Origin of the sequence: Paenibacillus sp. DMB5 (assembly GCF_001517085.1) — a bacterium.
GTDB lineage: Bacteria > Bacillota > Bacilli > Paenibacillales > Paenibacillaceae > Paenibacillus_AQ.
Map to the genome: position 1 here is coordinate 23,518 of NZ_LRAC01000135.1, position 25,593 is coordinate 49,110.

Annotated in this window: 24 protein-coding genes; 7 read left to right on the plus strand and 17 right to left on the minus strand. The window is 48.5% G+C overall.

The genetic code is table 11. The features are described 5' to 3' along the window. Positions 1–25: 25 nt before the first annotated feature. The 5 genes from AWJ19_RS20905 to AWJ19_RS20925 form a co-directional block, all read right to left on the minus strand. Positions 26–994 (minus strand): sugar ABC transporter permease, encoded by a 969-nt coding sequence (locus AWJ19_RS20905; RefSeq protein WP_068726717.1) that lies wholly within the window; start codon positions 992–994, stop codon positions 26–28. 119 nt (positions 995–1,113) lie between these two features. Beyond that, on the minus strand, positions 1,114–2,682 hold the full coding sequence (locus tag AWJ19_RS20910) for an extracellular solute-binding protein (RefSeq protein WP_068726718.1): 1,569 nt from the start codon (positions 2,680–2,682) through the stop codon (positions 1,114–1,116). A 399-nt stretch (positions 2,683–3,081) separates the two neighbouring features. Next, the gene (locus AWJ19_RS20915; protein WP_068726720.1) at positions 3,082–3,537 is read right to left on the minus strand and encodes a DUF2975 domain-containing protein; all 456 of its coding nucleotides are present in this window, start codon (positions 3,535–3,537) and stop codon (positions 3,082–3,084) included. A 370-nt stretch (positions 3,538–3,907) separates the two neighbouring features. Then, positions 3,908–4,459, minus strand: a complete 552-nt coding sequence (locus AWJ19_RS20920) for a CueP family metal-binding protein (RefSeq protein WP_068726721.1) — start codon at positions 4,457–4,459, stop codon at positions 3,908–3,910. Between the two features lie 103 nt (positions 4,460–4,562). Then, positions 4,563–6,089 (minus strand): extracellular solute-binding protein, encoded by a 1,527-nt coding sequence (locus tag AWJ19_RS20925; RefSeq protein WP_068726723.1) that lies wholly within the window; start codon positions 6,087–6,089, stop codon positions 4,563–4,565. Between the two features lie 312 nt (positions 6,090–6,401). On the opposite strand from AWJ19_RS20925, the gene AWJ19_RS20930 reads away from it, so the two are divergent. After that, positions 6,402–8,741 (plus strand): helix-turn-helix domain-containing protein, encoded by a 2,340-nt coding sequence (locus AWJ19_RS20930; RefSeq protein WP_068726725.1) that lies wholly within the window; start codon positions 6,402–6,404, stop codon positions 8,739–8,741. A gap of 80 nt (positions 8,742–8,821) precedes the next feature. On the opposite strand, the gene AWJ19_RS20935 is transcribed toward AWJ19_RS20930, so the two are convergent. From AWJ19_RS20935 to AWJ19_RS20960, 6 genes are all read right to left on the minus strand, one after another. Continuing rightward, positions 8,822–9,574: a hypothetical protein gene (locus tag AWJ19_RS20935; RefSeq protein WP_068726726.1), complete on the minus strand. Its 753-nt coding sequence runs from the start codon at positions 9,572–9,574 to the stop codon at positions 8,822–8,824. Positions 9,575–9,690: 116 nt separating this feature from the next. After that, positions 9,691–11,517: an APC family permease gene (locus tag AWJ19_RS20940; protein WP_068726728.1), complete on the minus strand. Its 1,827-nt coding sequence runs from the start codon at positions 11,515–11,517 to the stop codon at positions 9,691–9,693. 176 nt (positions 11,518–11,693) lie between these two features. Continuing rightward, positions 11,694–12,125, minus strand: coding sequence for a dual specificity protein phosphatase family protein (locus AWJ19_RS20945; protein WP_068726730.1), 432 nt, complete (start codon positions 12,123–12,125; stop codon positions 11,694–11,696). Positions 12,126–12,152: 27 nt separating this feature from the next. Continuing rightward, positions 12,153–12,572 (minus strand): arsenate reductase (thioredoxin), encoded by a 420-nt coding sequence (gene arsC / locus AWJ19_RS20950; RefSeq protein ID WP_068726731.1) that lies wholly within the window; start codon positions 12,570–12,572, stop codon positions 12,153–12,155. A gap of 21 nt (positions 12,573–12,593) precedes the next feature. Next, positions 12,594–13,883: an arsenic transporter gene (locus tag AWJ19_RS20955; RefSeq protein ID WP_068726733.1), complete on the minus strand. Its 1,290-nt coding sequence runs from the start codon at positions 13,881–13,883 to the stop codon at positions 12,594–12,596. Between the two features lie 117 nt (positions 13,884–14,000). Beyond that, positions 14,001–14,327: a metalloregulator ArsR/SmtB family transcription factor gene (locus AWJ19_RS20960; RefSeq protein ID WP_068726735.1), complete on the minus strand. Its 327-nt coding sequence runs from the start codon at positions 14,325–14,327 to the stop codon at positions 14,001–14,003. A gap of 134 nt (positions 14,328–14,461) precedes the next feature. Between AWJ19_RS20960 and AWJ19_RS20965 the strand changes: the two genes are divergently transcribed. The 3 genes from AWJ19_RS20965 to AWJ19_RS20975 are packed head-to-tail and all read left to right on the plus strand — an operon-like array spanning position 14,462 to position 16,291. Next, on the plus strand, positions 14,462–14,911 hold the full coding sequence (locus AWJ19_RS20965; protein WP_068726737.1) for a MarR family winged helix-turn-helix transcriptional regulator: 450 nt from the start codon (positions 14,462–14,464) through the stop codon (positions 14,909–14,911). 57 nt (positions 14,912–14,968) lie between these two features. Then, entirely contained in the window at positions 14,969–15,775 is an 807-nt protein-coding gene (locus tag AWJ19_RS20970; RefSeq protein ID WP_068726738.1) for an arsenite methyltransferase, read from the plus strand. 21 nt (positions 15,776–15,796) lie between these two features. Then, positions 15,797–16,291, plus strand: a complete 495-nt coding sequence (locus AWJ19_RS20975; protein ID WP_068726740.1) for an arsinothricin resistance N-acetyltransferase ArsN1 family A — start codon at positions 15,797–15,799, stop codon at positions 16,289–16,291. 170 nt (positions 16,292–16,461) lie between these two features. On the opposite strand, the gene AWJ19_RS20980 is transcribed toward AWJ19_RS20975, so the two are convergent. After that, positions 16,462–16,929, minus strand: a complete 468-nt coding sequence (locus AWJ19_RS20980) for a nucleoside deaminase (protein ID WP_068726742.1) — start codon at positions 16,927–16,929, stop codon at positions 16,462–16,464. A gap of 18 nt (positions 16,930–16,947) precedes the next feature. Beyond that, entirely contained in the window at positions 16,948–17,409 is a 462-nt protein-coding gene (locus AWJ19_RS20985) for a MerR family transcriptional regulator (RefSeq protein ID WP_068726744.1), read from the minus strand. Positions 17,410–17,574: 165 nt separating this feature from the next. Here AWJ19_RS20985 and AWJ19_RS20990 point away from each other — a divergent pair, with 165 nt between their 5' ends. Continuing rightward, positions 17,575–18,426, plus strand: a complete 852-nt coding sequence (locus tag AWJ19_RS20990; RefSeq protein ID WP_068726746.1) for an aldo/keto reductase — start codon at positions 17,575–17,577, stop codon at positions 18,424–18,426. A 320-nt stretch (positions 18,427–18,746) separates the two neighbouring features. On the opposite strand, the gene AWJ19_RS20995 is transcribed toward AWJ19_RS20990, so the two are convergent. Together AWJ19_RS20995 and AWJ19_RS21000 are read right to left on the minus strand one after the other, a co-directional pair. After that, on the minus strand, positions 18,747–19,463 hold the full coding sequence (locus tag AWJ19_RS20995; protein WP_068726748.1) for a sensor domain-containing protein: 717 nt from the start codon (positions 19,461–19,463) through the stop codon (positions 18,747–18,749). A gap of 734 nt (positions 19,464–20,197) precedes the next feature. Then, positions 20,198–20,614 (minus strand): MarR family transcriptional regulator, encoded by a 417-nt coding sequence (locus AWJ19_RS21000; RefSeq protein ID WP_068726749.1) that lies wholly within the window; start codon positions 20,612–20,614, stop codon positions 20,198–20,200. 137 nt (positions 20,615–20,751) lie between these two features. On the opposite strand from AWJ19_RS21000, the gene AWJ19_RS21005 reads away from it, so the two are divergent. Together AWJ19_RS21005 and AWJ19_RS21010 are read left to right on the plus strand one after the other, a co-directional pair. Continuing rightward, complete coding sequence (locus tag AWJ19_RS21005; protein WP_068726751.1) at positions 20,752–21,225, plus strand: DUF2798 domain-containing protein; 474 nt, start codon at positions 20,752–20,754, stop codon at positions 21,223–21,225. Positions 21,226–21,293: 68 nt separating this feature from the next. Next, positions 21,294–21,662 (plus strand): hypothetical protein, encoded by a 369-nt coding sequence (locus tag AWJ19_RS21010; protein ID WP_068726753.1) that lies wholly within the window; start codon positions 21,294–21,296, stop codon positions 21,660–21,662. 125 nt (positions 21,663–21,787) lie between these two features. On the opposite strand, the gene AWJ19_RS37655 is transcribed toward AWJ19_RS21010, so the two are convergent. Further along, a complete protein-coding gene (locus AWJ19_RS37655) occupies positions 21,788–23,956 on the minus strand; it encodes a GH32 C-terminal domain-containing protein (RefSeq protein ID WP_347231137.1) in 2,169 nt (722 codons plus the stop codon). Then, on the minus strand, positions 23,884–25,590 hold the full coding sequence (locus AWJ19_RS37660) for a family 16 glycoside hydrolase (RefSeq protein WP_347231135.1): 1,707 nt from the start codon (positions 25,588–25,590) through the stop codon (positions 23,884–23,886). The genes AWJ19_RS37655 and AWJ19_RS37660 overlap by 73 nt, the downstream gene beginning before the upstream one ends. Positions 25,591–25,593: the final 3 nt, after the last annotated feature.

Below are 25,593 nucleotides of genomic sequence, written 5' to 3' on the forward strand. Positions count from 1 at the left end.
TTCCTCCCGCAGTCTCTCAATTCACTTAATAAACGCCTTCTTCGCCCATTTTCTTGGACAATTTGTTAACAGACATAACCATGATAAGCCCGATAATGGACTTAAAGAATCCGATAGCCGTACTGTAACTGAACTGGCCTTGTCTGAGTCCCGCAGTATAGACATACGTATCGATAATTTCCGCAACATTCCGGTTCATGGAGTTCAGCATCAGATAGACATGCTCGAAGCCCAGATCCAGCACGGAACCAATTTTCAGAATAAGCAGGGTAATGATGACACTCCGGATCGCCGGAAGTGTAATATGCCAGATCTGCCGCATCCGTCCCGCTCCATCCATGCGCGCAGCTTCATACAGACCGGGGTCAATAGCAGCGATCGAAGCCAGATAGATAATCGTGCCCCAGCCCGCTTCTCTCCAGATAATCTGGATGATGTACATCGGCCGGAACCAGCCCGGATTCAGCAGGAAATTCACCTGCTCGAAGCCGAAATAACTGAGCAGCTCGTTAATAATCCCGCCGTCCATCGTAACCATAACGTAAGTAATCGAGACAATAATAACCCATGACATGAAGTGGGGCAGATAGACCAGCGTCTGAAACAATCTTTTGAAAAAGCTGCCTCTAAGCTCATTCAGCATCAGGGCCAATATAATCGGCACCGGAAAATAAAACAGAATATTCATTCCGAACAATATGAGCGTGTTACCGAGAATCTTCAGGAAATCGGGCTCGGTGAACAGACGCTGGAAATGCTCCATGCCTACCCATTCACTGCCCGTAATTCCCTGGTAAGGCTTGTAATCCTGAAAGGAAATAATCAGGCCGTACATCGGCAAATATTTAAAAAGAACAAAAAACAAAACACCCGGTAGCAGCATGACGTACAGATATTTGTTTCTCCACAGCCGCTTCTTGAGCTCACTGCTGCTCTTGTAACTTTTGGGCTTCAGCTTGGAGACTGTACCGGGCTGAGCGGTGACATCCTGCATAGTTCTCTCCCTTTCTGTTTCAATATCTTATCTTTTAAAAGAAGGCTGCCGAAGCGGCTCGGCTTCGCCAGCCTTCTATATCCGGTGTTACCTCGCAGGGCGTTATTCAGGAGCTCCGCTTATTTTTTATAGACTGCGTTGTATTCTTCGATAATGGCCGAACCGCCGCGGCTCTTCCATGCTTCTACTTCTTTTTCAAAACCGGCTTTGTCCAGCTGGCCATAAATGTAGTTGTAAGTGGCATCCGTAATAATCTGCTGCAGCTCTACGCCCTTCGACGTGTAGGTTGCAGAATCCAGGGCAGCAGTCGGATCAGCGACGCCCACCTTCACATTTTCAAGAATCAGCTCTTCCGCATGAATACGGCCAGGCAGCACGTTATAGCTCTGGTACATGCCGTTGGTTTCGGACTCACCGATTACACTGTCCTTGTAGCCTTTAACTTCGCGTTCGATCAGCTCCTTGTCGTCAGTCGGTTTAGCTTTGCCGTCTACAACGGTATAGTGTGTGCCTTCAATGCCCCAGTACATGAGGTTCGATACTTCAGGAGTCATCATCTTGTCGAAGAAGGCGAGAATGCTCTTCAGCTCAGCTTCGTCCTTAACCGCAGATTTCGGGAACAGCACAACGTTGTTGTAGCCTGGAATCATCCACTGGGCGAACTTTCCGTCCGGTCCGGCAACCATACTATGTGTATCAAGCACGGCATCCGGGAAGTTTTTGATCAAATCCTTGTTCAGGGTGTCGATGTCCTGCATCGAGCCGCCGATGTACAGCCCGGCTTTGCCGCTGACGAACATGTTTACGGCATCCGTTTTACTTGTAGCTGCAAAGTCTTTGTTCATGTAGCCGCCGTCACGCAGCTTTTTGAAGAAGTCCATCGTGTCAATGTATTGCGGGAAGGTGAAATCCGGTGCCAGCTGGCCGTCCTTCTCACCCCAGGTGTTCGGTGTGCCGAACCAGGCGGAGACGGTTTTGAATGCCCCGTACACCAGCTCGTTGCGGTCAACAAGACCGATGGTGTCTTTTTTGCCGTTGCCGTCAGGATCCTTCTCGGTAAAAGCCTGAGCCATCGCGAACAGTTCATCCAGGTTAGCCGGAGCCTGCAGCCCCAGCTTATCCGCCCAGTCCTTGCGGTAGATGATACCCTGGCGGGCCAGCGGACGTCCGATATACAGGGAGTAGAGCTTGCCGTCTACCTTCGTATTGTTCAGAATTTCCGGCTTCAGCTTGTTGAGGTTCGGGAATTCGCTTAACAGCGGCCCGATCTCCCAGAACTGCCCGTCCTTGATTGCTTCTCTCATCTGTACGAACGTGGTCTGATTCTTCAGGTACGTTACCTGCGGCAGCGAACCGGTGGCAAAGGAGGAGTTCAGCTTCTCTTCATACGTATCCGCCGGGAAGAACTGATAGGTCAGCTTGGTATTGGTCAGCTTCTCCAGCTCTGTCTTGATCGTATCCGGCGGGGTTTCCGCTGTATTCAGCGGCAGCATAATTTTGATTTCTGTCGGCTTCTCCGGCTCTGGTGCCGGTTCTGTAGTTGCGGTCGTGGTTGTGTTCCCGCCGCTCGTGCCTGGATCTTTAGTAGCCGCCGCTTCATTTCCGCTGTTGTTGTTGCCGCACGCTGCCGTCAGCATACTGAATGTCAGCAGTGAGCTGAGAAGCAGGGTGAAGGATTTTTTCGTCATACCTTTTTGACCTCCGTTTGGCTTGTAATTGGTTACATGCCTCACACTACAGCTCAGGCCAGGTTACGAAAACAATCATTTACTCATTATGGGGGTTTTGGGACGGGAGTCTGGGGAAATGATTATCGGGTGATGGGGGCGGGGGAAATGCTGCGGGCGGGGTGATGAGGATAAGATTACTGACTTCAAACTTTCATTAATCAAAACAAACAAAAAAAGAAATCAAGCCGTTACTAATCTCGGCTTGATTCTTTTGTACCAAATAATGACATAGTAAACACCTCTGCTAATTTGGCGGTATTCGCTGCTGCGCGGGGAATGCTTCGACTTCCGGCCGCTGCTCCCGCCTTCCCGGGGGCTTCCTTCACCTTATCCGTTTCAAATTACTCTACTTAACATTTAACTGATTTTATTACTATTGCATCTTTTTTCAAAAACCTTAGCAAAGACTGCACTTACACTAGTAGATAAAATAACCAATAATGCAAACAGTATGATTCCCGGGGCATCATCTCCATCCGCCATAAGAAATAAGAGTGGCATAGCTATTACATATAAAACACTGATTGTAATTCCACAATATCTTATGTTCTTTAAGGCATTTAAAGATTGTTTCGACATGACATCGTTCTTGTTAATATAGCTTAAGAATTTTATAGTCTGGTACAGAGCAAATAAGAATGGCGTCACCGATCCATACAAGCCGATAAAACCGATAAATTGCACATAGGCTGGTGCTTCAATCACATGTGATAGTCCTGTTATTACCATAGGCAGCAAAAATATAAACAAAGTAAGAATCGGACTCCCAATAAAAATAACTACCTTTAAAAAAGTTGTTGAACTTCGTTTCATAAAAAGCACCTCGTTTGGTATTTGTTTATTCATTTTTAATTTGATTGTAATATATTATTTATCGTATTACAATAAACATTTATTATACTATATTATTTTTTGTTGATAATTATTTTTCGAAAAATCCTTGAGAAGTCCATGAGGTCCTCCTGTTTCATGCTTATACAGTGATGAAATCAAACATAAGATTACCCCAAAACTAAAAAGCAGAACGGGAATCCCCCATAAAGGGAGCACTCTCGCTCTGCTGATCTTTAATGTTACTTTACCGGCCTCGTACTTCTATGCACCTCACCAAAACAGCTGGTAACCGGCCAGTTTTTGAAATCAATATGTGTTATATATAGCCACCAACCTGCATATCCAATCCTTAGCCCAGCTGCATAGTAGTCACACACGTATCATTCTGCTCAAAGGTTGAAATTTCCGACACTGCCTTTTTGCCGTCCTGTTCGATCGTTACATTATAAGTCTTGTCCCGCGGAAGCCATAAATCAATGAAGCCGTTAGGCTGGGATTGTATGGTCTGCTTGTCCATCACCTGATTCCCCTCGGCATCCTGGACCGATACGCTGAAATCCTGTTCCGGCATTTCTCCCTGGCAGCCAGTCAGGCTATGAGTGGCACACGGATGTGTCTTGGTTACATAAGGTGCAATGGAGACAAAAAATTCATCCTCCGGCAGGCTGTAGCTGGCGGACTTGCCGTCTGTTTCTTTGACGATCAGCTGCGTCGATGATATAGACGCTGATTCAGCTGTCAGGCTGCGGCTGCTGTAATCCTGCACCATTTGTTTAAGAGCTGCTGTATCGATTGATGCGTCCGGGTTTGCACCTTCGCGGCTGCTATTTTCCGCGAAGATGTACGCCCCTGCCGCGATGACTACTGCTAATCCGGCAGTCAGCAAGACTGTTTTTTTCATGGATTCATCATCCTCCTGTCTCTACTATTATAGTCCAGCCAGGGTACCTGCAAACTAGACGAATCCATGACAAATTAGCCTATGCTGCCCATTTCGGGCAACCTTATTTGCTGCTCGCCGCTGCCCTGGCCTGAGCCTCCGCATATTCCTCCATAATCAGGCTGCCGCCGCTTGATTTCCATTTCTCCACTTCTGCATTAAACTCCGCCGCATTCATATTGCCGATAATATAGTTGTAGGTGGCATCGGTAATAATCGTAGACAGCTCGACGTTTTTCTCGTCATAGGCCGGGGAACTGAGCGTCAATGTCGGATCATCCACTACAAATTGCTCATTGTCCCGGCTCAGTTGCTCGGCCAGGGCAGTCAGCTGCTCTTTTTGCGCGACCTCGAGAACGTTCTTGTTACTGATATCGGCGATCATCAGGGAATAGAGCGGATTGACCTCATTGACCCGCAGCTGCGAGGTTTCCTCAGGCAGAATGACTTTGCCGTTCTCCAGCTTGTAATGGCGGCCTTCAATTCCGTACATCATCAGATTGGCCACATCCTTATCCATACTCCGGTCAAAAAAGCGCAGCACCTCCTTCAGCTCGTCCTCGGTCGCTATCGCCTTTTTGGAGAACAGATACAGCCCGTTGTAGTTGGGAATGGACCATACCCTGTACCCGTCAGGGCCTTTTATCCGGTTAATAAGCGTAAGCTCAGCCTCCGGATTGATCGCCTGCGCTTCAATCGAGAGCCGCTGCACATCCGTCATGCTGCCGATGAAGATCCCGGCGGTGCCGCGGATAAATTTATCCCGCTGTACTTCCTTGCTGGTCAGGGCGAAATCCTGGTTAATGATTTTTTCTACATATAACTTATGCATGAAGTTCATCGTGTCCATATATTCGGGTGTGGCAAACTCCGGAATGAACTGTCCGTTCTCCAGCTTCCAGTTGTTTGGTGTGCCGAAGTAGGAGCTTAATGTTTTGAAGACGCCATAGACGAGGTCATTGCGGTCAACCAGCCCGATGGTGTCCTGCTTGCCGTTGCCGTCCGGGTCATTGTAGGTGAACTGCTTCATCACTTCATACAGCTCATCTAGTGTCTGCGGTTTGTCCAGCTGCAGCCGGTCCAGCCAATCCTGGCGGATAATGATCCCTTGTCTTGACGAAGGGCGCTCTGTATACAGGCCGTAAATTTTGCCGTCTACCGCAGTCTGGCCGAGAATGGCCGGGTCCAGCTGCTTCAGATTCGGGAACTCCGCAAGATAAGGGCCGATCTCCCAGAAGGCGTCGGAGCGTACCGCATTTTTGACCAGATTATAGTCGGTAAATTTGACAAAGGTAACCTTGCCGAGCGAATTGGTTGTCAGAGCCGTGTTCATTTTATCGGTGTAGACACCCTCAGGTACCCAGGTAATTGCAAGCTTCACACCCGTCAGCTGCTCAATCTCATTCACAATTTCTTTGGACGGCTGTGACGGAAAATGCAGCGGGGCCAGAATGGAGATTAGCGGCAGAGCCTCCCCCGTTTCCGGCCGGGCCGGATTGGCATCACTGCATGCACTTAACCATATTGCCGGGAGCAAGACAAGCAGACAGCAATACCGGATTACTTTTCCCCGTACGAGTCTTCCGAACATTCCCGCATCCTCCTTAACAGACTTTATAGTATGGCCAGCTATCTTCTCTATTGATTAAAATCAAGGATTTTGTAATCGCTTTCTTGATTATAGCCCGGACAATCTCTGGCCCGGTTATTTTAAGATAAAAGCATACTAATCATAAGTTATGTATGGTTTAATATAACTGCTAATTATTGAAAAATCTTCAAACAGCAGTCATTATTAGAGAAAATGATTATTGCGGCACCAGATGATTATTGTTATTATCCTCCGTGATGCATACACTTAAAGCAGACTGCTTCTATTAAAGAAAAGGTGTTGAATGCTGCTATGAAACACTTAAGCTTTCTGAGTAAATTAACGCTGTTTACGTTTGTGATCAGCACGATTCCGGTACTGTTTATCGGTTCATTCTCTTATCTCACATCCTCCAGCGAAATTCAAAAAAATGTTAACAAAAGCAAAATGGAACTCATTTTACAAATTAACTCAAATGTAGAGCATAAGCTGACTACTGTCAATCAGACTTTAAACCAGGTCGTCAACTCCTCAGTGCTCAAAAAAGCATTGAATAACCCGTTAAATGTAACCGATTTCATTTTATATAATGAATTGAGAACCGAAATCCGCAACATGCAGTCCTTCGATACCAAGCTGGAGGATGTTATTCTGCTGAATCAGCGGGAGAACTGGATGATCAAAAATTCCGGGCTCTACCGCCTGAACGAATACCGGAATTATGAGCAGCTGGCCAATCTGATGAACGTGTCTGACTCGGCCTCCTGGGTGCTGAATCCTTCATCCCTGTTCTACAGCGAGGAGAGCGTCAATGTTACCGGCTGTGATTACAGTATTAGTCTGATCAAGAAGCTGCCGACCAATAAGCTGCAAAAATACGGGCTGGCGATTGCCAACATTCCGGCCTGCAGCCTGCAGGACTTCATCAACTCAGAGATTGACCCGCTGGACAGCATCATCATACTGGATGAATCCGGACGCATTCTGCTGCATCCCGACAAGACACTGATCGGCAGTCCGGCTGAGGCAGGCGGCTTTACTGATTTTGCGCTTGTATCCGGCATGAGCAAAACAAACGGGCAGTTCAAAACGGCCATCGGCAAACAGGATTATTCCGTAACCTATCTGCGATCGCAGCTGAACGGGTGGACCTATCTGTCGGTCACCTCCATCAAAGGCCTTACCAAGGAGTCCTCCAAAATCGGAACCTATACGCTGCTGATCTGCGCTTTCATGCTGCTGCTGTCCGTCCTGACCGCATGGCTCGGCTCACGGCGTATGTATTCGCCGATCCAGCGGCTGCTCAATCAGATGGGGCTGCGCCGGCCCGGGATCAAGGCCCGGTTCACTGACGAATTCCAGTCGATCGGCGAGCAGATGCACCATCTGTTCCAGTCCAAGTCGCAGCTTGAGAAGGAGCTGAACCAGCATACCCGGCAGGTCCGTACCTTTTTTCTGACCAAAGCTTTTCAGGGCAGTCTCAAAAAACGCGAGCTGCTGGAGGAGCTGGAGCAATACGGCTACCGGCCTTTAGTGGAGAACTGGGGGACCATGGCTGTCATTACGCTGAGTATCGACTACTCAGCCGAGAGCAGCTATGACAAAAAGGATCTCCATCTGCTGCTGTTCGCGGCCCATAACATGATCGAAGAGCTGGTGCCGCCGGGAGACCGGCTGGCTCCGGTGATCATAGATCATACCATCGTTACGCTGATCGGGAGCATGGAGAGCGATAGCGAGGCTTTTCACCGGACACTGTACGCCTTGACGGAGAATCTGCAGCAGGAGATTAACAATTACCTTAAGCTTCAGGTGAGCATAGGCATGAGTCTGCCGTTCCACAACATTGATAAACTGCCTACTGCGTATAAGGAGAGTCTTGAAGCGCTGAAATACCGGATTACGCTCGGCAAGGGTATCATCATTCAATACGATAATATCAACTCCGGCAATCATTATCTGAATCTGAACTATCCGGTTCATACCGAAAATGACCTGATGGATGCCATCAAGCTGGCGGATACCGACAAGGCGAAGGAGCTGCTGCATAAGCTGTTCGGCTGTATATTTAAGCCGGGGCTGTCGCCGCAGGAGTACCAGATACCGCTTAACCGCCTGCTCGGCAATATCCTGATTATGATGCAGGAGTCGGGGATCAGCCTGAATCAGATCTACCATGTGAACGGCTCACTGTTCGAGGAGCTGACGGATCTGCATATCGTTGCCGAAATCGAGGACTGGTTCTGGAGTATTGTGATTCTGCCGATGATCCGGATTTTCCACAGCCGGCAGAATGCGCAGTATCATAACATTTCCGAGAAAATCATTGATATTGTGCAGCATGATTATGATAAAGATCTGACCCTTGAGGAATGTGCATCACGCCTGCATTACAATGCCAACTATATCAGCAGTGTCTTCCGCAAGGAGACACAGTATTATTTCAGCGAATATCTGGCGATGTACCGGTTCAAGATGGCCAAGAAATGGCTCGAGGAAACCGATATGCCAATCAAGGACATTGCCGCCCGTCTGCGGTACAACAACTCGCAGAACTTCATCCGTTCCTTCCGCAAGCAGGAGGGCATGACCCCGGGCCAATACCGCGATAATGCCGTCTCCCGGCCGCGCGCAGTGCCGGATGAATATTAAGCAGACCAAAAGCCGCCGGCAGTTCAGCAAGAGATGCTGTTGCCGGCGGCTTGAGCTGCAACCCGGCTGGGCCGGTAATGTTACTGCTTTAACTGTCTGCTTTTTCTTGCCCGGATTAACCGGACTAGCCAGACTGCCGCTGCGCCCAGCAACAGCACCAGTCCTCCGCCTGCTATGGCAAGGTTCTGAACCTGCGGCACGTAGACCACAAGCCGGACAGGCTCAGTATCCGCCATACTGATCCGCCAGGTCAGGGTGTTGCCATCCTGGGTATCCGCATTGTTAGGCCCGTATAGGTTATACGGCAGCGTCAATTTGAAATTGACCGCCAGATTCTGCAGCATCAGGCGGACCAGCGATTCCGGCACATTCAGGCTGCCGATGCTGTCAATAATTTCATCCGTGTAGGCATTCAGCTTCGGCTGGGCTGTAACCTCATAACGCGTGTACAGCCATTTGTCTGCCTGGACAACCTCAGTATCTATAATATCCAGGCTGCCGGCATTTTGCCGCAGCTCTTCAAACGACCCGTAGGTCTTCAGGAACTTGTACTCCGTTGAGCTGCCGCTTTGACTCTTGTTCAGCTCTATACCTGCGGCCCCTAGCCTGTCTGACAGCACTTCCTCCAGCTTGCCGCCTGCCAGCGACTCCACCCGGGCACTGAGCAGCATGCTGAACGCCAGCTCCAGGCTTCCGTCCTTCTTCACTGTTACATGCGCTGTTCCGCTGGCGCAGCCGCCGAGTAGTAGTGCAGACAGCAGCAGTATAATCAAGCCGGAAATGCGCAGCTTCAGCCGGAAAGAACCGGCGCCATGACGATCCGTCTTATTCAATCCGATCCCTCCTGTCTCCCCGTCTACTGTCCATTATACCTGATTTATGGCCCCTTCTCCCCCGCCGCACAAAAAGGCAGAACCGGGAAAGGTTCCCGCTCTGCCCCTCTGTCTGATTATTTTTTCAAATGATAGGGCACTGTAGTAATAATTACATTTCTGCGGTACAGCAGATGCGTTCGGATCAGCAGACTGGACTGGTTATGCAGAATGTTGTGCCAGCCTTTTTTGGGAATGAACTGCGGTACAATCACCGTCACCTGATAATGCGACTCGCTTGCCTTGCGCTGGACCGTATCAATAAATTTGATCAAGGGATGGATGATGCTGCGGTACGGCGAGTACAGCGACACCAGCCTGATTTCGGGATGGAACCTTTTCCACTTTTCCTCGAAAATATGCTCTTCTTCCCGCTCAAAAGGCACATGGACGGCAATAATTTGGCTGGCGGACAGCGACTGTGCATAGCGCAGCGAATTCTCCACGACATGCGTAATCCCGGCCACCGGCAGGATAATCACATTCCCTTCAATCGCCAGCGGCTCCTCCTCACAGGTGGAGAGACGCAGCTGGTCGGCCACTGCCTCATAATGCTTGCGGATCCGGTAAAAGAGCAGAATAATCAGCGGCAGGAAGACCAGCACCGGCCATACCTGCGGGAACTTGGTCAGGAAGAACATGATAGTCACGACGAAGCTGATCACCGCTCCCGTTGTGTTAATGGCCAGCTTGCCGGCCCAGCCTGCAGGCTTCTCCCGGATCCACTTGACCATCATCCCGGTCTGGGACAGGGTAAAGGGAATAAATACCCCGACCGCATACAGCGGAATCAGATGCTCCGTGCGGCCCTCAAAGGCAATAATCAGCAGAATAGACAGTACTCCGAGGCTGAGAATACCGTTGGAATATCCGAGCCGGTCACCGCGGACGGTGAACATTCTCGGAATAAACTTATCCTTGGCCAGATTGACCGCCAGCAGCGGAAAGGCCGAGTAGCCCGTATTTGCCGCCAGGATCAGAATAAGCGCAGTCGTACCCTGGATAAAAAAGTACATGAAGTTCCGGCCAAAGACCTGCTCGGCAATTTCCGAAACCACGGTAACCTGCTCATTCGGTGTCACACCATAGTAATAAGCCAGAAGCACGATACCTGAGAACAGTACCGCCAGCAGGATACCCATGGCAGCCAGAGTCTTCGCCGCATTGTTCGGGGCAGGCGCCTTAAAGTTGGGAATGGCGTTGGATATGGCTTCGACCCCGGTCAGCGCCGAACTCCCTGAGGCGAAGGCCCGCAGCAGCAGAAACAGGCTGATGCCCGCGACCGGCGTACCAATCGGGGTATGAAGCTCTGCCGGAACGTCACCGGCCATAACCCGGAACAGGCCCACGCCGAGCATAATAAAGATGGCCAGCACGAACAGATACACCGGATAAGCCAGAAACGATGCCGATTCGGTAACCCCGCGCAAATTCAGGGTTGTAATCAGCAGTACAAACAGAATGGCTATGGGCACATTATAAGGATGCAGACTGGGAAAAGCAGAAGTAATCGCATCCGTGCCCGCCGATACACTCACCGCCACCGTCAGAATATAATCGACCAGCAGCGAGCCCCCCGCAATCAGTCCCGGATATTTGCCCAGATTCTCCTTGGAGACCACATAAGCTCCGCCGCCCTGGGGATAAGCATAAATAATCTGCCTGTAGGATAAGATCAGTGCAGTTAACAGTACAAGCACCCCGATGGCAATGGGTATGGAATACCAGAAGGCTGCAGCACTGATCGTTACCAGCACAAGCAGAATCTGCTCAGGTCCATAAGCAACCGAAGATAAAGCATCTGATGAGAGAATGGCCAGCGCTTTCTTCTTGTTCAATTTCTGTTCGCCCAGCTGCTCTGACTTCAGCGGCCGTCCGATCAGTAATCTTTTTACAGATATCATCGTCTGCCTCACCCGACTTTTTTTAAAGTTATATTACCCATGGAAGCCGTCATTAAATTCAATCCATAATATACATCCGCCCAACTGCCTTCGCAACAGATTTCATTCGGGGTAACGTGGTACAAAAAAAAAGACTATCTCCATTAGGAAATAGCCTGTTATTTGTGTGTATTCATTTATTTGGATGGATAAAAGCCTTTCAGCATCTCACGCATATCCTGCTTGATGTTGATATCCGGACGTTTTTGTTTGGCCAAGGCTTCAGCCTCTTCTACAGTTGCAGCAAGACCTAATTCAAGCAATAAGCCAGTGGCAACCGTTCCTGTCCGGTTCCGTCCGCCAGCGCAATGGAAATAGACCGTCTTCCCGTTGTTCACTGCTGCTGTAACCGCCTGGATCGCCGATTGAACAGAATCCTCCTGGCCGCTCTCATCCTCAACAATCGGAAAATGATGACGGGTCACATTCTCGGGGAACCCTTCTGCTCTTGTACCGGTGTCTCTTAGATCAAACACATCTGAAATCTCTTGCTCCTTAAGGGCATCAAGCAGCGCATTCTCTCCGCCGATATATACTTTACCCTCGATCAGTTCATCATAATTTGCCATTATAGTTCTCCTTGTTGTTATTCCTCATTATTTCCCTGTTTCAGCGAATTGCTTGATGCGTTCGCCCACCTGATCACGGACCCGCTGGAAGACCGCCCACTTCTCTTCTTCTGTGCCTTGCGCCTTCGCCGGATCATCGAATCCCCAATGCTCACGTTTCACCTGAGGAGGGGTAACCGGACATTTATCTGCCGCATCCCCACACAAGGTAATGACAAGATCGGAGCTATTCAGCAGCTGCGGATCAATAATATCTGATGTTTGATTTGAGATATCGATTCCCGCTTCGCTCATTGCCTTAACAGCTTTCGGATTCAAACCGTGAGCTTCTATTCCGGCACTGTATACATTCCATTCATCACCCAAGTATTTCTTGGCCCAGCCTTCAGCCATCTGGCTCCGGCAGGAGTTTCCTGTACACAAAAAGTAAATGGTTTTCTTATTCATGAGTTGCAATCTCCTTTGAGTTTAAAATAGGATTAACGTTATATATAGGCCAAGCAGTGTTATGAACAACGTAGGGATTGTCAGGATAATGCCTGTTTTGAAATACGTTCCCCAGGATATCTTTACTCCTTTGGTGGAAAGCACATGAAGCCACAGTAAGGTAGCCAGTGAACCAATCGGTGTTATCTTCGGTCCTAAGTCCGAACCAATGACATTCGCATAAATCAAGGCTTCCTTGATAGCTCCCGAGGTGTGTGTAGCATCAATGGCCAGTGCATCAATCATTACGGTAGGCATGTTATTCATTATGGACGAGATCACTGCGGCAATAAAGCCCATCCCCATCGTTGCTGCGAACAGCCCTTGATCCGCAACACCCTGGATGGCATCAGCTAATACATTCGTAAGACCGGCATTTCTCAGACCATACACGACAACATACATGCCGATAGAAAAGAAAACAATGGCCCAAGGTGCCCCCTTCACGACTTCCATCGTCGGTACAGAAGGACTTTTTCTTGCCATAAGCAGGAAAAAGACCGCGATGATACCGGCCACTACAGATACCGGAATGTTCAGGAACTCACTGACAAAGTATCCTGCCAGCAGAACCGCAAGTACAATCCATGATAGCTTGAACATCTGCTTGTCTTTAATAGCCTCTGCAGGTCTTTTCAACTGGGAGCTATCAAAGCTTCCTGGAATCCTTTTTCGGAAGAAGAGATAGAGCACCAGAATACTTGCCCCTAAGGAAAATAAGGTGGGGATTAACATACGTCCGGCATATTCCATAAAGGTCAGCCCGAAAAAATCAGCCGATACGATATTGACCAGATTGCTTACAACCAGCGGCAAAGACGTAGTATCTGCTATAAACCCGCTGGCAATGATGAATGGAAATACCTTTTTCTCATCAAAATTAAGCGCACGGACCATAGCCAGCACAATCGGGGTTAGGATGAGCGCTGCCCCGTCGTTAGCAAAAAACGCCGCTACTAGGGCACCAAGAATAATGACATAGATAAACATCCGGGTTCCATTCCCGCCGGCAGCCCTGGCCATATGTAAGGCAGCCCATTCAAAGAAGCCAATTTTATCGAGGATCAGCGAGATCAGGATAATTGCAACAAAGGCCAGTGTGGCATTCCATACAATCAGCGTAACATCCAGAACATCATTCAAGCTGACTACACCGGCAAGTAAGGCGAGTACTGCTCCGCCGCAGGCAGACCATCCAATGGACAGATTTTTAGGCTGCCAGATAACAAAAACCAAAGTGACTATAAAGATTAGACTTGCCATAACCACCAAATGAATTCCCCCAGTTTATGTCTAACTCCTACACCATAGAGCATTCCCTCCATAGAGTTAAGTTTAATCTCAGGCATCATTATATAATTATATGCTTATATATTCAACGAAAAAATGCTATTCACAGCAAACAGCCTTTGACGGCTTATTCAATTGCGATAACACGGTATTAGCATCAGGGGTAAGATTTAAAATCGCCTTAACATGGGGCTTATCTGCGATATTTAAAGAATAATACACCCACTGACCCCTCTTCTGTTCCTTTACCATTCCACTGCTTTTTAATTTGCGCAGATGCTGACTAACGGCCGGCTGAGAAATTTCAAAGAGATCCACGAATTCACATACACAACACTCCCGCTCTTTTAGAAGTGTAAGAATCGTAAGACGTGTCTTATCTCCAAGGAGCTTTAAATCTTCTGCAAGATCATTTAATATGTCCAATTATAAATCTCCTTTCTCCGTATATAAGACGACACTTATATTCTAAGGCCTTGATGATCAATTATCAACCAAGCAAATTAAATACTTGCATTTTGCAATTAATTACGATATAACTAGTGCAAGAGGTGAAAACAATGGAAACCCCACGGGAACTATTCCAAATCATGAGCCGGCGTTTAGGACTACTCAATAAGGACTGCTGCAGTGTAGGGGGGTGTAATCTTTCCGCAACCCAAAGCCACCTGCTATATGAGATAGACCGGAGCCATAATCCTTCCATGCAGCAAGTCGCCGAAACCCTTGGCACTGATATTACAACCTTCAGCAGACAAGTCCAGTCTTTGGTCAAAATGAACCTGGTTAAAAAGACGCCCGATCCCGCCGACCGGAGAATTTATAACCTGTCCCTTACTCCTGAAGGGAAAATGGTGGCCACAACGATTGATCAACAAATGAATGAATACCTGAATGAAGCCTTCTCGCACATGAGTGAGTTTGAAGTAGAAACATTACTGCGGTCCATAAAGCTATTTAACGAAGCAATGGGGAAATCCAGCAATTGCTGCGCACCTGTAAAAGGGTGATTTCTCTTTCTTTATACTTGCATTTTGCAAATAATTATAACTAAGGAGTGTATAAGTATGACCAAACTTACTAATGATCAGATCCGTCAAAATGTACGGGGGCGTTACCAAAAAGTTGCTGTAAAAAAGAGCGAAGCTTCCTCTTCCTGCTGCACACCCGCCGACAGCAGCTGCTGTGACTCCCCGGCTGATTTCGATGCCATATCCGCCAAGCTTGGTTATTCCGGCAGTGATCTCGCTGCAGTTCCTGAGGGTGCAAATTTAGGCCTTGGTTGTGGTAATCCCCAGGCTATTGCTGAACTGCAGGCTGGTGAGCATGTTCTGGATCTCGGGAGTGGCGGCGGATTCGATTGCTTCCTCGCTTCCCGGCAGGTAGGTGACAAAGGCCATGTTATAGGTGTAGATATGACGCCTGAAATGATCAGCCGGGCAAGGGAAAACGCCATTAAAGGTAAGTTCAGTAATACTGAATTCAGACTAGGTGAAATTGAGCATCTTCCTGTCGCTGACCATTCAATAAACGTAATTATCTCCAACTGCGTGATCAACCTCTCACCGGACAAACAGCAGGTATTCCGTGAGGCCTATCGTGTTCTTCAGCCAGGAGGGCGTCTGGCCATCTCTGATATCGTAACTACAGCTGAGCTTCCCCCTGAGATCAAAAATGACTTTGACGAATTATATTCGGGTTGTATCTCCGGAGCCTCTTCCATTGCTGATGTAGAGCAGATGCTTCACGAAAGTGGCTTTACTGAGATCAGTATTGAGCCAAAAGACGAATCCAGAACATTTATTAAAGATTGGGTTCCCGGCGCGAACGTTGACGAGTACATCGTGTCTGCTGTAATTAAGGCAAGAAAGTAATCTTAAGGGGAGGTTCATATGATGAGTACATTAACTGTTCGTCAGGCCACACCAGCAGATATTGGAGGGATCCTGCGTATCTACAACCAGGGAATCGAGGACCGGATCGCTACACTTGAAACAGAGACGAAAGACTTCTCCTATATGGAAGCATGGTTCAACGATCACCAAGGCCGTTTTAGCGTTTTGGCCGCTGAACGGGAAGGTGAAGTCGTTGGCTGGGCCTCCCTGAACCCCTACTCGCACCGCTGCGCCTATAACGGGGTGGCTGACCTCTCTGTCTACATTGACCGAAGCTTTCGTGGACAGGGTGTAGGCAGTTCTCTGCTGGAGTCCTTACACAAGGCCGCAAAGGACAACAGCTTTTATAAAATCGTCCTCTTTACCTTTCCGTTCAATGAGAGCGGTCAAGGGCTGTACCGGAAGATGGGCTACCGGCAGGTTGGTGTATTTGAGAAGCAGGGTGTAATGGATGGAGAATTTATTGATGTGATGATTATGGAGAAACTGCTTTGAATGAACCTGACAGTTACCATTAACATATAATCCTTCGCTTAAAATATACTCGTTAGCCCAAGCATAGTAAATTTCGTTTTGCCGGTTAATTGAACAAAGGCAGCCAATTACGCTGATCGGCTGCGCTCATGTCTTTATTGAGCCAATGTGTCCCTTTATGCTGGAGCTTTTTAGCCTTTTTGGTTGTGCGGAAAATAGCTGGACAATATCTTAAGGCTTTCTTCCCGCAATATGCCGCCTGTAACTTCAGGTTTATGATAAGAGTGTTCAAATACAATATGAGAAGCATTACTTCCCTGCTCGTCTAAAAGATCACAAAGATCGATATCACTGGCAGCATACACGAGTCGCCCAAGCTTGGTCCAAACCATCGCACCTGAGCACATAAAACATGGTTCACAGCTTGAATATAACGTGTACTCCTGTAAATCGGTAATGTGTGTTTCTGCACAGAATTTCCGCAGCAATCCCGCTTCTGCATGGAACGTTGGATCACTCGCTGAATAAATCTGGTTCTCGTTACTGTATACAATTTCACCATCTTTAACCAATACTGCCCCAAAAGGTTCGTTACCATGCTCAACAGCAAGTTGAGAAAGTCTAATGGCTTCTTTCATGAAAAATTCATCCTGACTCATTATTATGTCCCCTTTCTTCTATCCTCCATGATTCGCTTCATGAAATGCAGGCGAGTAAAATACGTCACTATGCATATGTTTGATTTTGTCCCAGTTGCCCGGATTCATCGTATCAGGAGAGCGTTGCTCCAAAATAGCCTGATAAAGGGCGGTTTTTTGTTCCAAATGGGCAATGTGCTGTTTGGCTTCCTCAAGCTTGGCGATTGCATCCTCTTTATGCTCCATCATGAGTGCGTAACGCTGCGAGAGGGTGGAATCTCCTTCAAGACAGAGATCCACATACATTTTGATGGCTTCGATCGGCATCCCGGATTGTTTGAGGCATTTGATGCCATGCAGCCAGTTAATCGATTCTTCGTCAAATATCCGAATATTGTTCTGATTGCGCTGTATGCTTGGCACCAGACCTTTGTCTGTGTAAAAGCGTATTGCGTGCTCAGTGAGTCCCGTGATTAGGGCGGCCTCTTTGACTGTATGCACATGAACTCCTCCTTTTATTTTTTGAGATCAGCTTGACTTCGTGTAACACGAAGGACCTAAGGTTAGTGTAACGCAAATGAGCCGTATGTGATAACTCTGCTGCAATGCCCGATTCCAGGGAGTACGCGCCTTTGCTGTTGAACATTTTATTGAGGAGGAATTACAATGCAAAGCGTTACATTAAACAATGGTGTGAACATGCCGATCATCGGCTGCGGAGTTTACCAGATTCCTGATGCTCAGGAATGTGAGAACGCCGTGTATGAAGCGCTGATGGCTGGTTACCGCTTAATCGATACCGCCGCCGGTTATCTAAATGAGGAAGCGGTAGGCCGCGCGATCAAGCGCAGTGGTATACCGCGTGAGGAGCTGTTCATCACGACCAAGCTCTGGGTTCAGGATACCGGCTACGAGAGTGCTAAGCTGGCGTTTGATAAATCCCTTAAGAAGCTTAAGCTTGACTATCTTGATCTGTACCTGATTCACCAGCCATTCGGCGATTACTATGGCGCTTGGCGGGCGATGGAAGAACTGTACCGCGAAGGCAAAAGCAAGGCAATCGGGGTCAGCAATTTCCTGCCTGACCGTCTAATGGACCTGATTGTCCATAACGAAATAGCACCCGCCGTTAACCAGATCGAAACGCATCCGTTCTACCAGCAGGCAGAGAGTGCAGCTTTTATGAAAGATCAGGGAGTACAGCACCAATCGTGGGCCCCGTTTGCTGAAGGTCTCAACAACTTATTCGGTAACGACGTTTTGGCCTCGCTGGCAGAAAAACACAACAAGTCTGTTGCCCAAGTCGTATTGCGCTGGCTTGTTCAGCGCGGGATCGTTGTCATTCCAAAATCCGTTAAAAAAGAGCGTATTGCCGAGAACATTAACATTTTTGATTTTGAGCTCCGCTCAGAGGATATGGAACAAATCGCTGCGCTGGATACGGGTTCTAGTCTCTTCGGTTCTTACCTGGATCCGAACGTCGCCAAAATGATGGGTAACTGGAAAGTCGATCTGTAAATCTTGATCAGACCGTAACAAGTAACGACCGGGATTTCCATAAATGATCTGCCCGTTAACGCAACGAAAAGCAGCCTGTCCTAATGACCGGCTGCTTTTTTCTGTATTAAGCATCGTTTTCTGTTAGCTTTAACAAGCTCTCATCGATTTTTATAGGGTTTGATGCACAGGTGAGAGTACTGGACTCTTGACGCAAACTGTGAAACTGCCTTCCCATTCGGGACTTTAATGCAAGAGATAGCACATAATGTGCGCACTAAAAAAGTGAGCTGTCCCAGATAACCATTTCATGGCTTCAGGGACAACCCTCTTCATTACTATTAATACTGTTGTACTTCCTCGTAGGGTACAAGCAGCATTCTACGCTGCACATCCATAAGCAACCGAATCGCCCAAGATGCGATCACGGCAACGACCAATCCAACTACAAGATAAGAAATGTACTGTTGAGGTAATGTCCACTGGATATTAAACAAAGCAAACACACTATTCTCAAGAATGTTCAAATCCATCGTTTGCAGAAAAATCTGATGTAGCACTGGTAGTGTAATCAGACTCAATGCAGTCGCTACCATCGCTACCGTAAGTGAAAAGAAGACAATACTGGAAACAAACCGCCCCATAATCAACATAATGTTACGTGCAAAATCCGCACCATGAAAGCCCAACTTTATTCGTTGAAGGAAGCCTGCTACCTCCATCTGCCTATCTGATCTGTGTTCCTCGGTCGATCTAGGAATATCGAGCAATGATCTCACTAGCTCTTGTTCAAATTTTACGATGTAATCTAATCCCTTAGCTACTGCAAAAAACAAGGGAATGCCGATGAAAATTGGTGTTAATCCAATGGATAACGCTAGCCCTGTCACCATAAACACGAAATAGACAATCGTGATCGGCAATGATATTAAGAAATACAAAATACTCCGATACGTCTTGGGACTTCCCCCACGTTTGCGTGGTTTAGATTGTGATTCTACAGGAACTTGTATGGACTCAAGCACTCCAATCGGCCTAGTATACACTTTATCATTCATTTTCCCTGTCCTTCCTCTCACGTTTTTTCAATTATCATCATTATACGTGATGAAGAGAAGGCTCAAAACAGTCTATGGAATGGAGTTGTACCAGACCTAAGGCTAGGATGAAGTATGTCCAGATGCTTTTTCAACTTGTTGGTGAATCTCAATTGTAGCAAATCCGGTTTTTACAGAACCAGAAAAGTTCTGATACTCATTAAAAAGTATAACGAGAAATTCACAATCTGGTTCTATAACATCACTTATGTATCCTGTCCGTTAAAATAATCTACGGAGAAATTTAATCCATTTAGGCTCATATGCTTCACTAATAGGAACACCTTTATAATAACTATTATAAGGTTCCATCTCCCATATCTTTAAAAGCCCATTGGGAACTTCATACTTAAATATGAGTGAGCTATCGTCGGCTCTAATATAATATTCATTACATGCACAGCAGTACAAAATCTGCGATTTATTGGAGCAATATGCATAAATATTAACCTCAGTGTTACAGGCTTTGCATCGAATGATCCGATTGCGGTTTAGCCATTCAATAAATAACTTCAGATTTTATCATCTCCGTTCATTCGCCTCTGATCATTTAATGCGCCTGTCCGTTGATAATTCACATAGAAGTTCATATCATCACACCTGGTATTATTTGGGTTATATTTTAACACAATTAGTAAAACCTTGTCAGTCTCATACTTTTCTTTTCTTTTGACACCTGTACCTTTCAGGTCTCACTACAGCCAGTCCTCCGCCAGCAGCTGCTTCAGCAGCTTCACCTGTTCCGCGCCGATTTTGGCGGCAATCTCCTGCTCGATCTTTTGCTTGATCTCCAGCATTCTGCGGCACACCTCCAGCCCGCCGGCGGTCAGGGAGATGTATTTGTCACGGCTGTTTCCCTCCACCTGGACGGTTTCGACATAGCCCTGCTCCAGCAGGGAATTAACCACTTTCTGCGCCCCCTGGCGGGATATGCTGATCCTGCGGCTAATGTCTGAGATGGACAGCCTTCCGTGCAGCTCAAGCTTAGCCAGAATATGCGTCTCTGTATGGTTAAGCGGATCACCGCTGCCTGCACTCACTTTTTCACGCAATACTTTATGTTTTTCACTGACCAGATCAATCAGATTTAATCCACGGATATATTCCTTCATCACAAAAGGCCTCCAGTTATCAGAATACTATTTCAGTTTGAACATTCTTCGGGATTATTGTCAACCAAGTTGACAATAATCGACCCACTGCTAATATGAGTGGAGCATAAAAACCTAAAGCTAAGGGAGTTTGAACAATGGGCAGAAACAAAAAAGAAGCACTGGTCTTCACCAGCATGACGTGCTTCCTGATGGTTGTGGGAATGAGCTTTTATAATGTAATCATATCGGTCGGCGCAACAAGCGAAGTGTTTATTCAGGTTGCAGCAGGCTTGCTGCCGGCGCTGGCAGTCGCACTCGTGCTGGACATTTTCGTCGTCAGCAAAATCGCCAAGGGGCTGGCGTTCAAGCTGCTTAAGCCGTCCGACCCCGTGATCAAAAAAGTATTAACCATTTCATCCTTTATGGTCTGCGGCATGGTTATCTGCATGTCCCTATATGGCACACTAGCACACTACGGTTTCGGAGACAACTTTCTGCGTCACTATCTGACCATCCTTGGTCTTAATTTCATCTGCGCCCTGCCGCTGCAGTTGCTGATTGTCGGTCCGCTTGCCCGCTTCTTATTTACAAAAATCTATCCGGTGAAGGCAGCGGTGCAGAGTGCTTAGTCCTTGCTTGATTCAGCAGAGCCTTGGGTAATAATGGATAACAAACTGCTATGAAAGGATGTTGTGCCATGCTTGCTAAAAAGGATGGTATCTCACTCTTCGCGCTAATCGTAGCCCTTATCCTTATTAATATTTTCGGCACAGAGCTTGAATCCAGAATGTGGGATAATTTCACTTTGATTGCAAACTGTTTTTTGGCTCAGGGTGTATTTATTACGCTGTTGAATGTGTTTAGACCAAGTACCAGCCGTAAACCCTCCATGGGACTAATTTTACTGGCGCTGCTGACCGGGTTTATCACCGTTGTCCTTATTATCACAGCCGAGACGACCCTGATGAATCAGCTGCTGTTTATTTTTATCCAGGCTATGATTACCTATGCCGAAGCTTACCTGCTGCGCAAGGAGCTTAAAGGAGAGGACGGACGGCAGATCTAAAGGAACTACCGACTTTGTTATTGTCAGATAGCCTCAACATACAAGCAGTCCCGGTGCAATGAATCTGCACCGGGACTGCTTTATTTCTATAAAAGGGTTTGGCCCAAAGACCTCCTATTAGCGGTTCAGAAGCCCAGTTGCCATTTCTGGTCTGCTGCACCAGCCTGCGGAGCTGCAAGGCTCACAACTGATCCGTCTGCCGAAACCGTCAGCGCCAGATGATTGTGGACCGACAGGATGGCAACCGAGCCGTCCTCATTCCTTTGCAGAATCCATCGCTGATTATTATAACCCAGATAGGAATAGAGCTGGATCACATTCTGTCCCGTGTTCAAATCAAGAGCCTGGCCGGAGGCTGTACGGATGGAATAAGAGCCTGCTTCATCGCCGGTCGGCACAAATATCCATTTCTGGTCTGACGCTTCATCCGCCGCTTTAACCGTTACGGGTTCACCGTTCGTCAGACTATCCGTATACAGCGATTTCCGTGAGGCCTCGTTTACCAGGCTTGAAGCCTGCAGCTTCGCTGGTACAGCCTCGCTCACATTTACATTCTGATACGAAGCAGTTCCCCCGAATACATGCAGGCCGAAATGCCCCTCGGCAAAGGTACCGTCCTGCACATCCATTAGCTTCTGCCCGTCCAGGTATACTGTAATATGAGGGCCGTCCGCTTGTATCTTTAACCGGTATACCCGGTCCGGCTGAATGAAGGCCGGCACCCTGGCCAGCACTTGCCGTTCTTCAAAGCGCCCGCCGATCTTGTAAAATAAGCGAAACGACTTCATATTGGGGTCCAGATTCAGATAATAACCGCTGCGACCGTCCGCGCTTGCCCTAAACAGAAGAGAGCCTGCTCCCCCGGCAGTGCCAAGCTTCATGTCAGCTTCATAGGTGAAATTTCCCGCCTGTTCTGCGGCAATATACTGGGCATCGCCGGAGTAGCTTCCGCGGATGCCGTCTTCACCTGCCAGCCACGAGGCCATGGACAGATCCTTCGTCCAGCCGCTGAGGCTGGTCCGGAATTCCCCTCCAAAGACCTGCACACGGACACTTGCAGTTGCTTTTCCATTCGGGGTGGCTGCCGTAATAACAGCTGTGCCTGCTTTTACCGCCTTAATCACCGCCCCGGAATGACCGTTCTGCTGTATCGCTATAACCCCGGAATTGCTTGATGCCCATTTCAGCGGATTTGCACCGTTGCCGGGTCCGTTTTCTACCGCGGCCTGCAGAGTCACACTTTGACCGGTACTCAGTTCACGTTCGCTGGTATCCATCATGATCCGGGTGGAGAGATCCGCCCCGCTATTCCATACCGAAGCCAGCTTGTAAGCCTTTAATGAAACCACCTTTACATTGCCGCCCTTGGTATAAAAGCTCATTCCCCGGCTGGCCGGGTCCGGGAAAATGACATCCGAGAATACAGACTTCCCGCCGTTCACAAACACCTCGACCGAGGATTCATCTACCAGGATACGCAGCTTGATCCGTCCGTTCTCCGCTGCCGCCTGCGTCTCATGTCTGGTGCTGAACAGGCTGGAGAAATCCGTCGCCCCGGAAAGGGAGCGATCGACAAACACCGTGCCCGCAGCAGGCTTATAACCAACAACCGTTTTCCCGCCATTCCCCTCACGCACATTAAATCCGAATTCCGACACACTGCTGCCGGCGGGTATCTCCACTTCGGCTTCCAGTTCGTACGCTCCGGCAGTAACGCCCTTCAGCAGATTCTGGGAAGAAGGGGATACGATCTTTCCGGAGGCCGAATAAAGCGGGCTGCGCAGCGATTCCAGCTCTTTAACCGGACTCTGCACCAGCCGGAGCCCTTCACCTGTCCGGATCAGTGTAACTTCTCTCGGAACCGTCAGCTCCCCCTTCCAGCCCGTTGTCGGAAAGGCAAACGGATAATCCCAGTTCGACATCCACGCCAGCATCACTCTCCGTCCATCCTGCATATCCGAAAAGGACATGGACGCATAGAACTCCTTGCCAAAATCGGTTCTCAGCACAGTTCCGGCCGGATTATCATTCACGAATTTCCCTTCTGCGGTCAGACTCCCCACAAAATATTCCGCATCCGATCCGCCCGTTGCCGGATTCGCTCCTGTGCTGATCATCAGCACCCACTTCTTTTCTGAGGTCCCCTGCACCGTAAGCGGGAATAGATCCGGGCATTCCCATACCCCTCCGCGGATATAGCTCCCGTACCCCCAATTATCGGTTAACGTCCAGTCGAGCAGATTGTTGAGGTAAAAAAGCGGATATGATCGCCCCCCGAGACGACCATCACCCAGCGGTTATTGGCCTCATCGCGCACTACCTTGGGATCACGGAAATCCCAGCCCCCGGGGTCCCCCCCGTTCTTCCCTGGATTCTCTATCACTATTGGACGTTCTTTGGAATACTCCCAGGTACGTCCCTTATCCTTGCTGTAGGCCAGACCAATCCGCTGGTTGCCGTTGGGGGCATCCGGATTGTAGGAGGTATAGTAGGCGAGCAGCCCCTGGCCGCCCGAATCCCCAAACAAACCCGAGGAGTTATCCAGATCGGCTACGGCAGACCCGGACCAGACATGCCCGTAATCATTCCACGGGAGGGCAATCGGGAGGCGCTTCCAATTTAGCATATCTGTACTGACTGCATGCGCCCAGGTTCCCCCGTCCTGATGGAACAGATGATATTCCCCGGCAAAATAGACCAGCCCGTTCGGATCACTGACGGAACCGCGCATCGGGGTGTAATGGTACTGCGGCCGGTATTTTTCATTATTATAGCTGGCGAAATCAGTAACATAAGTATGCTGAAAATAGGCAGTTCCGCTGTTTACGACCAGCCCCGAGTTCCCGGATACATATGAGCTGTCAGTGACATCTATTGCCGCCGGAGTATAGCCATCCACAAAAATCTGAATCCGACTCCCCTTTGCCTGCACCTCCAGCGCATGCTTCGCACCCGCTTGACCAGGATAAGTACGGCTTGAGGTTGCTATGATCGTCCCGTCCGGTTTGGTTAAACGGACACGAAGTTGATTGCCTGTCTTAACCAGAGCCGCCTCGTATCCGTCCGAGCCGTCCGCGGAGGAGCGGAAAGCTAGGCCCGCAGTGCCATCCGAAGGAAGGGATATCTGTCCTTCATACACGAAATCGGCGGCAGACCTGTCATAGAGCAGCAGCGCTTTGCCCTGATTGCCGGAAGATCCTTTTTTACCTTTCAGATCCGGCTGCCAATGGCCTTTGCTGGTCAGCACAGACCCGAGATTCCCCTGCAGATCACTCACCAGGATGTTCTGGAACAATGCAGCACCATCCCAGACGTGGAGCCCGAGCTGGCCGGAGGAATAGGTATTGTCCTCAATATCGATTACCGGCATATATTGGTTCCCCCAATACACTTTCAGAGAGGAGCCCTGGGCCTTCACCTTCAGATGATAGATTTCACCCTGGACCAGAGGAACCTGGCGTTCCTCCTGCAGGCTGCCGGCTCCATTTGCCGCATCCCTTAAACGGATCACACCGGCTTGCGGCACAATCTGCAGCATATAGGCCTGTTTCCCGTCACCGCTTGCGCGGAACAGCAGCGAGGCATCGGGCTGCCCCTCCTTGATCATCACATCCGCTTCATAAATAAAATCATCTGCGGAAGCCTGCGATAGAGCCGCCACATTTTCCCGCTGGTCCGATGTCAGCAAAAGTCCGTCCGCTGTGTTCTCCTGTCTGCCTTTTCCGGCTGTGTACCATCCCGTCAAATTAGTATTTAGTTTGGTAGCGGTTTCAAAAATCATCGTCTCCCCCTCGGGTCCTTGGCCTGCTGTCGGCTCTGCCGCTTCAGCCCTGCCTGTCTCAGAATGGAATGGTATTATCCCTGCTGAAGTGAACATGAGTCCCGCAGCCAGCACAATATTCAGACCTAATTTCGCTTTACGGTTCATCCT

Excerpts from the sequence above, each read along its gene's own strand:
- AWJ19_RS20975 (WP_068726740.1), top strand. The coding sequence starts at position 15,797 with ATGAGTACATTAACTGTTCGTCAGGCCACACCAGCAGATATTGGAGGG.
- AWJ19_RS20940 (WP_068726728.1), bottom strand. The coding sequence starts at position 11,517 with ATGATATCTGTAAAAAGATTACTGATCGGACGGCCGCTGAAGTCAGAG.
- AWJ19_RS20980 (WP_068726742.1), bottom strand. The coding sequence starts at position 16,929 with ATGAGTCAGGATGAATTTTTCATGAAAGAAGCCATTAGACTTTCTCAA.
- AWJ19_RS20925 (WP_068726723.1), bottom strand. The coding sequence starts at position 6,089 with ATGTTCGGAAGACTCGTACGGGGAAAAGTAATCCGGTATTGCTGTCTG.
- AWJ19_RS20920 (WP_068726721.1), bottom strand. The coding sequence starts at position 4,459 with ATGAAAAAAACAGTCTTGCTGACTGCCGGATTAGCAGTAGTCATCGCG.
- AWJ19_RS21000 (WP_068726749.1), bottom strand. The coding sequence starts at position 20,614 with ATGAAGGAATATATCCGTGGATTAAATCTGATTGATCTGGTCAGTGAA.
- AWJ19_RS37660 (WP_347231135.1), bottom strand. The coding sequence starts at position 25,590 with ATGAACCGTAAAGCGAAATTAGGTCTGAATATTGTGCTGGCTGCGGGA.
- AWJ19_RS20965 (WP_068726737.1), top strand. The coding sequence starts at position 14,462 with ATGGAAACCCCACGGGAACTATTCCAAATCATGAGCCGGCGTTTAGGA.
- AWJ19_RS20945 (WP_068726730.1), bottom strand. The coding sequence starts at position 12,125 with ATGGCAAATTATGATGAACTGATCGAGGGTAAAGTATATATCGGCGGA.
- arsC (WP_068726731.1), bottom strand. The coding sequence starts at position 12,572 with ATGAATAAGAAAACCATTTACTTTTTGTGTACAGGAAACTCCTGCCGG.
- AWJ19_RS20915 (WP_068726720.1), bottom strand. The coding sequence starts at position 3,537 with ATGAAACGAAGTTCAACAACTTTTTTAAAGGTAGTTATTTTTATTGGG.
- AWJ19_RS20930 (WP_068726725.1), top strand. The coding sequence starts at position 6,402 with ATGAAACACTTAAGCTTTCTGAGTAAATTAACGCTGTTTACGTTTGTG.
- AWJ19_RS20970 (WP_068726738.1), top strand. The coding sequence starts at position 14,969 with ATGACCAAACTTACTAATGATCAGATCCGTCAAAATGTACGGGGGCGT.
- AWJ19_RS21005 (WP_068726751.1), top strand. The coding sequence starts at position 20,752 with ATGGGCAGAAACAAAAAAGAAGCACTGGTCTTCACCAGCATGACGTGC.
- AWJ19_RS20905 (WP_068726717.1), bottom strand. The coding sequence starts at position 994 with ATGCAGGATGTCACCGCTCAGCCCGGTACAGTCTCCAAGCTGAAGCCC.
- AWJ19_RS20910 (WP_068726718.1), bottom strand. The coding sequence starts at position 2,682 with ATGACGAAAAAATCCTTCACCCTGCTTCTCAGCTCACTGCTGACATTC.
- AWJ19_RS20990 (WP_068726746.1), top strand. The coding sequence starts at position 17,575 with ATGCAAAGCGTTACATTAAACAATGGTGTGAACATGCCGATCATCGGC.
- AWJ19_RS21010 (WP_068726753.1), top strand. The coding sequence starts at position 21,294 with ATGCTTGCTAAAAAGGATGGTATCTCACTCTTCGCGCTAATCGTAGCC.
- AWJ19_RS20995 (WP_068726748.1), bottom strand. The coding sequence starts at position 19,463 with ATGAATGATAAAGTGTATACTAGGCCGATTGGAGTGCTTGAGTCCATA.